We start from the raw sequence: 12,635 nt of genomic DNA, 5'->3' as shown, positions 1-12,635 counted from the left end.
GCAAAAAGCCGACACCTCACCTAGACTCTGCCAATCGAGCCTGGAGACCACGACCCCATGCAACGGCTGCGCGTTCAGGGATGGCGGTGGCGGCTGCTGATCCTGTGGATTGGCGGCGGGCTGCTGGCCGCGCTGGCAGTAGCCGATTGGGACTTCGCCGTGATCGTGAAGAATGCGGAAAACCGCTACGGCAACCTCGGCCCTGCACGCAAACGCATTCTCGACTGGGAGGAGTTGATCAAGAGCAGCACCAGCCTGAACGAGGCGGACAAGCTCAACGAGGTCAATCGCTTCTTCAACCGCACCATCCGCTTCGTCGACGACATTCAGCTCTGGCGCGAGAACGACTACTGGGCCACCCCAGTAGAAATGCTGATCAAGGGCGCCGGCGATTGCGAGGACTACTCCATCGCCAAGTACTTCACCCTGCGCCGCCTCGGCATCCCCAGCGAGAAGCTGCGCATCACCTACGTCAAGGCGCTGAACTACAACCAGGCACACATGGTGCTGACCTACTACGCCAGCCCTACCGCCGAGCCACTGGTGCTGGACAACCTGATCAACGACATCCGCCCTGCCTCGCAACGCAAGGACCTGCTGCCGGTATACGCCTTCAATGCCGAAGGCCTCTATCTCGCAGGCTCCAACACACGCAAGAGCGACACCAAGAAGCTCTCGCGCTGGCAGGACATCCTGAAAAAAATGCGCGCGGAGGGCTTCGCCATCGGCGAAGGCTAGGAGGAAAAAGCCATGTCGTTACTAAAGCAGCTGTTTCTCGCCATCTGCCTGTTTCTGGTGGTGGCCTTCACCGGCAGTTTCATCGCCGGGGTGGAGAGCTCGCGCGAACAGTTGATCAGCCAGCTGCGCTCGCACGCCCAGGACGCCGCCACGGCGCTGGGGCTGTCGATGACGCCGCATGTGGACGACCCGGCGATGATCGAGCTGATGGTCAGCTCGATCTTCGACAGTGGCTACTTCGCCAGCATCCGCGTGGTGCGCATCGCCGACGACAGCGTGATCGTCGAGCGCAGCACCGAGATCAGGCCCGAGAACGTGCCCGGCTGGTTCGTCGACCTGGTTGATCTGCAGCCCCAGGGTGGCGATGCGCTGATCATGCGCGGCTGGGAGCAGGCCGCAAGGGTCGAGGTGCTCAGCCATCCGCAGTTCGCCCTGGCCAAACTATGGGACAGCGCCCTCGGCAGCCTGTTCTGGCTACTGCTGTGCGGCCTGGTCAGTGCCGTGCTCGGTGGCTGGCTGCTGCGTACCCAGCTGCGGCCGCTGGACAACATGGTGCAGCAGGCGCAAGCCATCAGCCGCCGCGAATTTCTCACCCTGCCCCGTGTGCCACGCACGCCAGAGCTCAAGCGGGTGGTGCTGGCAATGAACCAGATGGTCGACAAGCTCAAGACCCTGTTCGCCGAAGAGGCCGCGCGCAGCGAGAAACTGCGCGAGGAGGCCTATCAGGACAGCCTCACCGGCCTGGCCAACCGCCGCCAGTTCGACATACGCCTGAGCAATCAGTTGGTGATCAACGAGCAGCATCCGGATGGCTACCTGCTGCTGCTGCGTCTGAACGACCTGGGCGGTCTCAACCAGCGTCTCGGCGGCCAGCGTACCGACGCGCTGATCGCCGCGTTGGGCGATCAGCTAAAACAACTGCTGGCGTTACCAGGGCGCAGTCAATGGCTGGCATCGCGCAACCGCGGCGGCGAGTTCATACTGCTTGCGCCCGGCCTCAATGGCGAAGACGCAGAGCGCCTGGCCAGCGAGCTCAGCGAAGCCCTGACCAGCCTGAAGCAGACCGGTGCCAGTGACTGCGACCCCGTTGCCCATATCGGTATTGCCGTCTTTCGTCCCGGCGAACAGAGCGCGGCAGTGCTGAGTCGCGCCGATCAGGCACTGGCTCAGGCACAGAGCAACACCGACAGGTGCTGGGAACGCCTCGACGACTTCACCACCCAGACCACTCAGGGCCTGCACGACTGGCGCGGCTGGATCGACGAGGCGCTGAGCCAGGGCAAATTGCAGTTGTATTTCCAGCCTGTAGCCGAATGCGCGACGGGCAGGTTCATGCAGCACAAGGTCCTCGCACGCCTGCTCGATCCAGCCGGTGAAGCCATCACGGCCGGGCGCTTCCTACCCTGGATCGAGCGCCTGGGCTGGGCCGCGCGCTTCGATCTGGCGATGCTCGAACACAGCCTGGCCCACCTGACGCGACACCCGCAACCCCTGGCGCTGAGCCTGTCTGCCGCGACCCTGCGCAATGACCAAGATAAAGCGCGCCTGCTCGATGCGCTCAACAGTCATAAGGAGGTAGCGCACCTGCTGACGCTGGAAATCGACGAACGCCACCTGCCGCCACCCGCCGAACTGGAAGCGCTGAGCCAGGCGATTCGTGAGGCGGGTTTCAACCTGGGCCTGCAGCATTTTGGTGGGCGCTTCAGCCTGATTGGCAATCTCACCCACCTGGGCCTGGCCTACCTGAAGATCGATGGCACCTACATCCGCGCCATCGACCAGGAGAGCGACAAGCGACTGTTCATCGAAGCAATCTTCCGCGCCACCAACAGCATCGACTTGCCGCTGATCGCCGAGATGGTGGAAACCGAAGAGGAACTCGCGGTGCTGACCGAGCTGGGCATACACGGCGCCATGGGCCGTCTGATCGGCGCACCGGCGCCCTGGGGCAACCAATAACTGCGGGAGCCCCGCCCCGAAGGAAATTTCTGAAGGTTACAGGTTGTTGCTCCGACCGTTTCGCCGCGGGGTGCGGCTCCTACAACGGCGTGGTTCTAGACCAGATCGTGCTCGTCGTCGCCAAGCAGACCGCTGAGCCCCTCGATTTCGGCACGGGCGATGGCACGCTGATCGAGCTTCTGTCGCGCGGCCTCGGGCAGGTCGGTGTAGCGGATAACACCTCGTTCGACCAGCACGCTGACCACGTCTTCCAGTACGCGCACCAGCTCCAGGTCAGACTGTTTCAGGCTGTCCAGGCGCGCCTTGACCTCTTCCCTGGCCTCAAGCCAGCTGTGTAGCTCCTCGCTCTCGACAGCCAGGTTTTCCGTCATACCCTCAAAGGGTTCATGTTCGACTCGCAACAAACGCCCGGCCGCGTCGCGCTGTACGTAAACCATCGCTGCCTCCAGCAAACGCCATAAAAAAGCCCGCTACTCGGAACGGGTAGCGGGCTTACTCTAGTTGAGTGCTCCAACTAAGGAAACTCTGATAAGCATTTCCCTTTGCCTGAGAGGCCGCCAGCGCAGCGCTGACGGACTCCCCTCACACCTCAGGCGACCAGCTGATTCTGGTCCAGCATGCCCTGGATGATATCTGCAGTATTGCCACCGGAGAGGATGGTGTTCTCCAGGGTGATGGTCTGATCCAGCGGCGCGCCACCTCCGGCGCTGGCGATGTTGATCACCGTACTACCCGGATCGCTGACGAAGTCGAAGCTCAGGTATTGGGTCAATACGTCGGCACTGGCTGGATCGCTGACACCCACCAAAAGCTGCGATAGATCCAGCTTGTCCGCGCCATTGCCGAAGTCCTTGACGATATCGTGGTAGTTGCCGCCACGATCATCGGAGTTCCACACGAAGGTGTCGTTGCCGGCACCGCCAATGAGGATGTCGTTGCCCTTGCCGCCGATCAAGGTGTCATTACCATCACCGCCCTCCAAACGATCATTGCCACCCAGCCCATGGAGCGTATCGTTGCCACCCAACCCCAGCAGCACATCACTGCCTTCGCTACCCAGCAAGGTGTCGTTGAGCGCCTCATGCCCCATCACCACATTGGGCTGCACTGCAGCGCCGGAGCCGATACCGACCACCAAACGCGCCGTGCTGACGTCGCCATCAGGCTGGGTCAACTGGTAGGTGAAGACATCTTCCTTGCCCAGGTTGGCGTAGTCGGGATCCGGTGTGTAGGTGTAGGAGCCGTCGCTGTGCAACAGCAAGCTGCCCCACTGCCCGTCAATGGTCTTCGAGGTGCTCACGGCCACGAAGCTGCCGTTATCCAGCACGCTGAGCGTCGCCCCCTCGCTACCCTTGCTATCCACCGCACCCCATGGATGGTCGCTGTAGAGGTAGTTGTTGGCATCGGTCAGCACGTTGCCCGCCACCGCCGTGGCCGTGTCGACCAGCATGGCAGCAGCCACGGTGATCAGGGTGATGTTGTCTACCCGGACCTCCGCAGGCCTGGACCAAAAACCACCTGTTTTATCAGTTAGGGTATAGCGAATACGGTAAGTACCTGCAGCAACGTCATCTATCGTCGTACTGCCACTACTTGTTGTAGCGCCGGATTTTAAGACCGCGCCGCTAACATCATTGACCAAACTCCATGTAAAAGTGTCGCCATCCTGGAACTGGTTGCCCAACCATTCGTTCACCAACGTAACGGTGAACGTTATTTTGGCACTGCTACCTGAGGCAACACTGAAGGTAGGCGTCAACGCGCTGCTGACTCCGCCCCCATCCGAATCTTTAAAGCTCAGCGTACCGGAAGAACTGCTGCGGTTTACGTCACCCGCTATGTGCCATTGGTTAGCTTCAGGCGACCTATCGCCACTCACCACATTGGCACTGCCGCCATTAACTGATCCAGTGTTATCAAAGACCCACTGGCTGCCTTGTGAGTTATTCATATTGCCGCTACTGAAATTAGCGAGTGTCGTCGTAGTTGGATCCGCATCGACCCACTGCTGCCCGACGATCGCCTGGTTGTAATTGTCGTAGGCATAGACCTCACTGCTGTCGGTAATGGTCAGCTTCAGGTCGGCGGATACCGCATCGCCGTCACGGTCGATCAGGGTGTAGCGGATGGTATCCGTCACATCTTCTGCGACATCACCATTGAAGTTGTAGGTGTAAGCCCCGGTGACCAGGTTGACGCTGAACGAGCCACCACCTGCCGTGTTGAAGGTCAGCGTATGGCTCGCCTCATCGTAGGCAGCCGACTCACTGGTGTACGTCACACCGTTGTGGGTGATCGCGGCGATTGGCTGGAGACCCGGACCATCGGCACCGAAACCATTGCTGCCTTCGCTGATCAGGTTGCCGGAGATCACCGTCCCCGTCACCGTACCCTGCAGGGTGTCGTTGAGCTGGTTGAGGTTGGAGACCAGGATGCCATCGGTGTTGACGCCCGCCTTGCCGTCATAAGCGATGGGGTTGAGCAAGGTCTTGTCGAGGTCACTGCCCAGCCCCATACCCAGGGCATAGGACTTGATGTCCTTGGCCGTGAGGAAGGCGATCCAGTCCGCCTCTTCGCCGGCACCGATGCCATCGCCCAGTTCCGGGTTGTACTGGCTACCACTGTTGTTGCTGCCCGGGTTGGCGTTGGACAGGGTTGGTTGACCATCGGAAAGGAAGTACGAAACGTTCTGTACCCCTGCGCCGGTGAGCTTGCCGGATGAATCGTAGGCATCCATCGCCTCGATCAGCGCATCGTCATAGTTGGTCGAGCCGTTACCAGCGTTGCTGGCCAGGTCGGTGAGCCAGGCCTTCGCATCGACGGCGGTCATCCAGACTTCGCCCACCGCACTGGCGGTATTGGCAAAGGTGACGATGCGCACCATCACGTCACCGAGGTTGTCGTAGCTGTCGATCAGACGCTTCACGGCATCATTGGCCAGCGCCAGCTTGCTGCTGAAACCGCTGACACCCGACGGCGCTTCGTCCATGCTGCCGGACAGATCCAGCACGACCATCAGGTTGGTCTGGATGCCTTGCGGCTCGCTGGCAGACTTGGCGATGTCGTCGGGCGTGGCCGGCGAGTCATCATCCACCGTGATCGTCAGGCTACCTGTGGCCGGAGCCGAAGGCGCAGCAGAGTCCCAGAGCGTGTAGGAGAAGGCCAGGTTCAGGTCGTTCTCGTCTGCCGTTCCATCGACGTCTGGTGCCGGATGGTCGAGCGGCTTGAACAGCTTGAAGCTGTATTGCCCGGTATCCGAGTTGGTCAGGCTGAGGGTGAAGACCGGATTGCCACCGGCATCGAACGCGCTCAACGTCTTGCCGTCTGCACTGAGCTGATAGTTGAGATCCGAGCCGCCTGAAGACAGTCTGCCGAGACCACTGGCATCCCAGGCGAAACCACCGAAGCTATCCACCTGATAACCGAGCGTTCCACCGGCCGTGGTGGCCTCTCCAGCCAGATCATTGGGGCCTTCGGCCAGCCCATTGGTCAAGCCATCCTCGTCGACGCTGCCAGAGGCCTGACCACCGACCGGGTCATTGCCACCGAGCGTGAGGGTCACGGTGGCAGTGGAAACGTCGCCATCGCCGTCGGTGATCTGATAGGTGAACACCTCCGTACCGGCGCTGGCACCACTGCCGGCGCTGTAGACCAGATTACCGCCGGCATCGATGACCAGCGTACCGCCCTGGCTGCCCTGGCCGATGATCTGCACTGGCGAGACGCTTGCCTTGCCATCGTTGCCAAAGTTGTCGTTGCCGATGAGAGCGTTGATGTTGCCGACGACCTGATCGACCGCCGTGCGTGAAACCTCACCGGCAATCTCATCGTTGACCGCCATCGGTGCGTCATCACGGAAGCCCAGCACCTGGCCCAAGTCGATACTGGCCGAGGCCTGATCGTCGTCGGCATCGGTGATGGTGGCCTGCAGTCCGATCTTGTCACTGCCCAGCAGATGCAGTTCATCCGGCTGGGCAGTGGGATGAACCACGGCCCTCAGTTGCGTCAGGGTCACCAGCCCTGCAGCGTCGACGCTCAGGGTGAAGACTAGCTCGTTAGTGGTTTCGGTACGACCTTCGAGCACCGAACCGTTGAACACCAGCTTGACCGCTTCATCGCTCTTGGTATCGACCAACCCGGAGTCTGGCGATTTGATCACCAGTTCATAAGTCAGGGAACCAGGACCATCGGCACCATATTCGGCGTTGAAGGCCGAACTGAAGTTGCGGCTGGCCGTGGCATCCGGCGTCCTCAGGTAGGTCTCGTCCACCTGCAGCGGCATACCCCAGGTAACGTTGGTATTGACGTCGTTGTAGTCATAGTCGGGAGCGTCGGTGAGATCCTCCCAGTTCTGGTTGCCTGGTTCGGCGTTGTCTTGCAGATGCGAGCCGCCCGGGTTGAACTCGGCACGGTCGAACAGCACGTTGGCACCACCAGCGCCAGTCAGTGGTACCCCGCCCAGCAGGGCCTGCCAGTTGCCATCGACATCCTGCTCGAAGGTCAGCTCGGCACCATTGCTCAGCGCAGCGTTGGCTGCACCATTGGGGATGATGAAGAAGCCGATCTCACTCGGATCGAGCCCATCCAGATCGAAGGTGGCGCCTGCCACCTGCGCCTTTACATCAGCCCAGATCACCTTGCCCACGGATGGATTGCCGTCGGCATCTCGCGAGTAATAGCCATAGCTGTTTTGATAACCGGCATCGCTGCCGAGGAAAGTGGCCTGCGATTCGAAGCCCGGCTGCATGGCCTGGATGGTCGGGGTGTCGTCGTCGATGTTGACCACGAGCTTGCCCTCGGCGGTATCACCATCACCGTCGGTCACGGTGTAGCCGATCTGCAGCTTGATGTCGTTTTCATCCTGGCCAGCCGGATGCATCAGAGGTTTATGCAGCTCCAGCTCGTACTTGCCGAGCGCCGGATCGGTCAACACCACGGTCACCAACGTGCCGCGCTCGGTACTGCTGATGGTCAGCGTGTTGGTGACGGCGTTCCAGGTCGAGGTGACATCCTCGCAGCCCAGCACGCTCGGCCCGGACAAGGCGATACCACGCAGACCATCGGAGCCGGCGTCGAACACCAGCGTGCCGGTGACCGTGGTACTCGCCCCAGTTACATCACCCTCACCACCATTGATGCCATTGGGCAGGCCTTCATCGTCCAGCGCATGGGCCGCCTGGGTGATGCAAGCGGAGGGGCCGTCGTCCTCGAAGCCGACGATCTTGCCCAGATCCAGGTTGGAGCTCCACGAGTCGCCGTCCTTGTCATAGACGGTCACACCAAGCTTAAGCACACCGGCACGAATCAGTGCCAGTTCGTCATGGTTGCTGGTCTTGCCGTGGACGATGGCTTCGTATTGCACGAGGGTCACACTGCCATTGCCGGCATTGACGCTGATCTTGAATACGGTCACGCCATCGGCGACACCCAGCACGTTGCCGTCACCGTCCTTGTAGAGGCGAATGTCGCCGCCAGCAGTGGCATCCAGCCCAGAGTCCACGCCGTCCTGACTCAGATTCAGCTGGTAACGGGTACGCGATGCGTCCAGGCCATCTGACCCCGCATCCACGGTGAGCCTGAACAGGTCTTTGCCGTCGATGCTGGCGTAGCCGAGCACATTGCCGTGGCCTTGCTCATCGTTCGGCGCAACATGGCCCTGCTCGTTCTGGCTGGAACCTGTGGTGTCGATCGATTCGTCGACGTACAGCTTGGTACCGTGGCGCAACTCGAACTTGGTGATTTTCGGGCCGTCGTCTTCGAAACCGACGATCTTGCCCAGATCCAGGCTGGCGCTCTGCGAGTCGCCGTCCTTGTCATAGACGGTCACGTTCAGTTTCAGCACGCCATCCTTGAGCAGCGCCAGCTCGTCATGGTTGCCGGTATCACCATGCGCGATGGCCTTGTATTGCACCAGGGTCACGCTGCCGTCAGCAGAGTTGACGCTGATCTTGAACACCGTAACGCCATTGGCCTTACCCAGAATGCTGCCATCGGACTCCTTGTACAGAAGAATGTCGCCACCGGCCGTGGCATTCAGCCCCGAGTCCACAGCATTGCCAGCAAGGCTCAGGGAGAACCGGGTACGGCTGCTGTCCAGGTCATCGGAACCGCCATCGGCGATCAGCTTGAAAAGATCCTTGCCATCGACTCGTGCATACCCCAGCACATTGCCATGGTCGGGCTCATCGTTCGGCGCAACATGACCTTGCTCGTTCTGATTGGAGCCGCCTTTGCCAACTGACTCGTCAACGTAGAGCTTGACGCCATGCTCCAGCTCGAACTTGCCGATTTTCGGACCATCATCCTGAAAGGAGAAGTAGGACGAATTACCGCCAGCAAGCTCGACCTTAGCGGTACGGGTCACCGCGTCACCATCACCGTCGACACGGGTGACCTGGTACTGCAGCTGCAATGAGCCCTGGTGTTTGATCAGTAGGTCGAGCGCCTCGTCGAAACGCTGATCGTTGTGCGGATGACGGATCGCTTCGAACAGCGTGGTCTGCAGTTGCGGCTGACCATCGATGGTGACGATGGCGATGGTAAAGACCGTATCGCCAGTGGCATCGACACCCTTGATAACCTGACTGTTGGCTGGGTCAACGAACAGCCGGATGGCACCGCCAACGGTGGCGGACAAGGTCGTGGCCAGCCCCTGGGGCGGCACCCCGGAGAAGCTCAGCGTGCCATTGAGCGAAGCCTCGCCATCAGCCCCTGCTGCCCCGCCGACGGTGAACAGCGAGGTCAAACCGCCAGCGAGCTGAGTAGTGACCCTGGCCAGCGCACCATTGTCGTCATTGGTGTAGCCCTGGCTCTGGTCATCGTTGGCGGCGTAACGGTCCTGATTGCCACGGGTTTCGTCCAGTGCCACTTCCAACTGAGCCAGTGCCTGAGTATTGACCCCGAGACTCAGGGTCGGCACATCGTCCTCGATATTGATCACGAACAGGCCGCCAACACCTTCGGGGATGTTCAGCGGATCGCCGTCACCATCGGTGATGGCCAGCAGGTGAGTGAAGTCGATGCCGATCTGACCAGCGTTCGACCACAGCTCACTGTCGTTGCCATCGGCCTGCGGGTGGTCGATCGGCCCTTGCAGGGTGAAGGTGAAGCTGCCATCGGCATTGATCACCAGGGTAAATACTTTGTAGCCGCCAACATCCGCGGCAGCCGCAGCGGTCAGGGTGGTGCTGAGCAGATTACCGTCGCCATCGACGCTTTCGCTGGCCGTGTAGACCAGTGGTTTTTCGCCGGAGGTCAGCCCCTGCTCGTTCAGTTGCGAAGTGACCGTGGCGTTTTCTACTAGGCCGAAGCTGCCAGGGCCATCGGCACCGAAGGCGACCAGCGAGGCCAGCGTGCCAGCACCGCCAGCAGTGCTGATGACCAGCGTCTGCCCGCCCTCCTGATTACCGACATTGGGTGCCGTCAGTTTGTCTTCATGCACCGTGCCACCGATAGCTGGCGGCGTCTTGGCCGTCCAGGTGGCCTGGATATTGACGTCGTTGTAGTCGTTGTCGCTGTTGCCGTCATTGACATCCTCCCAGTTCTGGTTGCCCGGCGCGGTATTGTCGTCAACATGGGACTTGCCGCCGGGATTCAGCGTCGGGTCACTGAACAGAACGTGAGCGCCACCGGCCCCATTGATTTCTGTATCGCCGATGAAGGCCTTCCACTGTCCCTCCACGATCTGGAAGGTTACCTCGGTGTTGCTGGCTGCGCCGTTCAAGCCCCCATTGGGAATGATGAAGAAACCAACCTGGCTCGGGTCGAGGCCATGAAGGGTGATCGAGTCTCCTTCAGCCAGGCCGCTGGTGTCGCCCCAGATGATCTGACCGCTAATCGGCTCACCATCGGGGCCTTTGATGTAATAGCCATAGCTGTTGAGGTATGACGCATCACCGCCCTGATACGTGATGGTCAGGCAGTGTTTGACTCCGTCTTCCACCAACACGGGCACATCGTCTTCCACGTCGATCACAAAGCTGCCAGGGTTGAAGCCGCCTGGCACCGCATCACCATCGTAGTCGGTGGCGATCAGCAGCTTGGAGAAGTCCAGCGCGAGATCCTTGTCGCCCAACAGCTCGCTGTCATCTCCATCCTTGCGTGGATGATCGATCGGCCCCGACAAGGTGAAGACATACCCACCATCGCTGGTCACCACCAGCGTGAATACCGGCACACCTCCCGCTGTCGCTGTCAGGGTGCTTATGCTGCCGTCGTCCGAGACCTCGACGGAATAGACCAACGGCTCCTTACCCGATGTCAGGGCCAATGCCTGCAGATCGCTCAATGCCTCAGGGTTGGTACTCAGCTGGAAGCCACCGCGCCCGTCAGCCCCGAAGTTGACCAGCGCATCCAGTGCCCCCGGATCGCCAATCAGCTGATGGGTTTGCGCAGGCAGGTTGCCGGGCTCGGCATTGCCGATACCAACCAGAGCATCTTCATGCACGACGCCTCCGACGACTGGGCGCTGACCTTCACTACCGGCCAGTTCGGGACTGTCGTCGTCGATCAGAATGCTCAAGCTGCCGGTCGCAGGTGTGCCGTTGCCGTCCGTAATGGTGTAGGTGAAGGTAAAGAAAAGATCGTTCTCATCGCTGCCTCCGGGCAGCGGCGGCTCGTGATCCAACGCGGCTAGCAGTTCAAATGTGTAGGTACCGGCCAGCAGGTCGGTTATCTCGAGTGTGAAGACCTCTTGATCACCAGCGAAAGCCATCAAAGTCAGGCCATCCAGACTCACCTCGTAGCTAAGCGGTACGCCCCCCGAAGTCATTCCCAACCCGGACAGCCCAGCCGTGCTCCAGGTGAAACCGCCCGGACCGTCGGGACCAAAGCTGTAGCCCAGAATACCGAATACCGAAGCAGCCTCACCGGGAAGATCATTTGGACCGCCGGCAATGCCGCCTGGCAAACCCTCCTCATCGACTGCATTGATAGCCTCGCCCCCGGTAGGGGTGCCGTCGACCTCAAGTACCACTGCGTCATCCGGATCGACAATCGGCTCGCCATCGGGGAATTCGGGGCCGGTGCTGAGCCCCTCGGTAGGGAAACCTATCACTGGGTCGAGTGCGCCGCCGACCTCGCCGAGCAGCACGAAGGAGTGGCCACCACCGACGCCGCCCGCACCACCACCCGCACCCGGTCCGGCGGCGGTAGCTTCACCTTCGAGGGTCGGGTCGACGCCGGCCTCGATCGCCGCCTGCAGTCGCTCGACATCGGTCAGGTCGCTGTCGCTGGGAACGGGGGGCGGCGCATCGGCCGTCGGAGTCTGCGAGTCAGGACTGGTAGCAAGCATCTGCGCGTCGAGCGTCATGCTGCTGTCGCGCCCAAGCGTCAGTTGTTGGCCGTTGGTCATGGCAACGGCCACCGCGCCCGAAGCGCCGGTTACCAGTTGCTCGCCCGCGTAGACCCGGTCTCCTTCACTGATCGGCCGGCGCGATCCGTCGCTCGCTACCGCGAACACTTCGCCGACGACCTGACTGACGACACCAATAAGAGTAGCCATGATTCCATCCTCACTACGGCTGCCGACCACCGCCGACACGTACCTACCGAAAGGGTCAGAACACCTTTTCGAAGCCGAGGAGAAACCCAAGACAGCTGATTGAAATGGAACGGCGCAAAATCCCAAAAACGCTACTGACAAAAAAATGTCACTACAACCTGCGTCGAACTACTCCATCAGATGAATCCCCGCCCTGTGATGCCTGACAACCCATTTCAGCTGCGCAACCCACGGAAAATGAGGACTTGCGCAGCTCACAGGTTCAAACAATGTGCTGCTTTTCGCAGAGTTCATAAGATTTTTTCTGAATATGGGTTGTGAAAAAAACATCTTAGGCTCTCCAAAAGTTGTTCTTAGCTCTGATGTTACAAGCCTGAAACGGTTTTACAGGCAAAAACGCCATTTTTATGGCGACAGGATAAGAACATCAGTCAGG

4 protein-coding genes are annotated in these 12,635 nt (G+C 60.5%); 2 read left to right on the top strand and 2 right to left on the bottom strand.

What is annotated here, in order from left to right; all coding sequences use genetic code 11:
- The first annotated feature begins 57 nt into the window (after window positions 1-57).
- Window positions 58-738: a cysteine protease LapG gene (lapG, locus tag JWV26_RS19935; protein ID WP_079784012.1), complete on the top strand. Its 681-nt coding sequence runs from the start codon at window positions 58-60 to the stop codon at window positions 736-738.
- Between the two features lie 12 nt (window positions 739-750).
- Window positions 751-2,697, top strand: coding sequence for a cyclic di-GMP receptor LapD (gene lapD, locus JWV26_RS19930; protein WP_206417642.1), 1,947 nt, complete (start codon window positions 751-753; stop codon window positions 2,695-2,697).
- Window positions 2,698-2,792: 95 nt separating this feature from the next.
- Here the strand turns inward: lapD and JWV26_RS19925 are convergent, their stop codons facing one another.
- Both JWV26_RS19925 and JWV26_RS19920 read right to left on the bottom strand, forming a co-directional pair.
- The gene (locus tag JWV26_RS19925) at window positions 2,793-3,134 is read right to left on the bottom strand and encodes a tryptophan synthase subunit beta (RefSeq protein WP_074675029.1); all 342 of its coding nucleotides are present in this window, start codon (window positions 3,132-3,134) and stop codon (window positions 2,793-2,795) included.
- 152 nt (window positions 3,135-3,286) lie between these two features.
- Entirely contained in the window at window positions 3,287-12,199 is an 8,913-nt protein-coding gene (locus tag JWV26_RS19920) for a retention module-containing protein (RefSeq protein ID WP_206417641.1), read from the bottom strand.
- Window positions 12,200-12,635 lie beyond the last annotated feature (436 nt).

Origin of the sequence: Ectopseudomonas toyotomiensis (genome assembly GCF_017167985.1) — a bacterium.
Lineage (GTDB): Bacteria > Pseudomonadota > Gammaproteobacteria > Pseudomonadales > Pseudomonadaceae > Aquipseudomonas > Aquipseudomonas toyotomiensis.
The sequence above is the reverse complement of the archived record's forward strand: the minus strand, read 5'-3'. Positions and strand labels throughout refer to the sequence as shown.

Coding starts and splice junctions, on each gene's coding strand:
- lapG (WP_079784012.1), top strand. CDS start 58: ATGCAACGGCTGCGCGTTCAGGGATGGCGGTGGCGGCTGCTGATCCTG.
- lapD (WP_206417642.1), top strand. CDS start 751: ATGTCGTTACTAAAGCAGCTGTTTCTCGCCATCTGCCTGTTTCTGGTG.
- JWV26_RS19925 (WP_074675029.1), bottom strand. CDS start 3,134: ATGGTTTACGTACAGCGCGACGCGGCCGGGCGTTTGTTGCGAGTCGAA.
- JWV26_RS19920 (WP_206417641.1), bottom strand. CDS start 12,199: ATGGCTACTCTTATTGGTGTCGTCAGTCAGGTCGTCGGCGAAGTGTTC.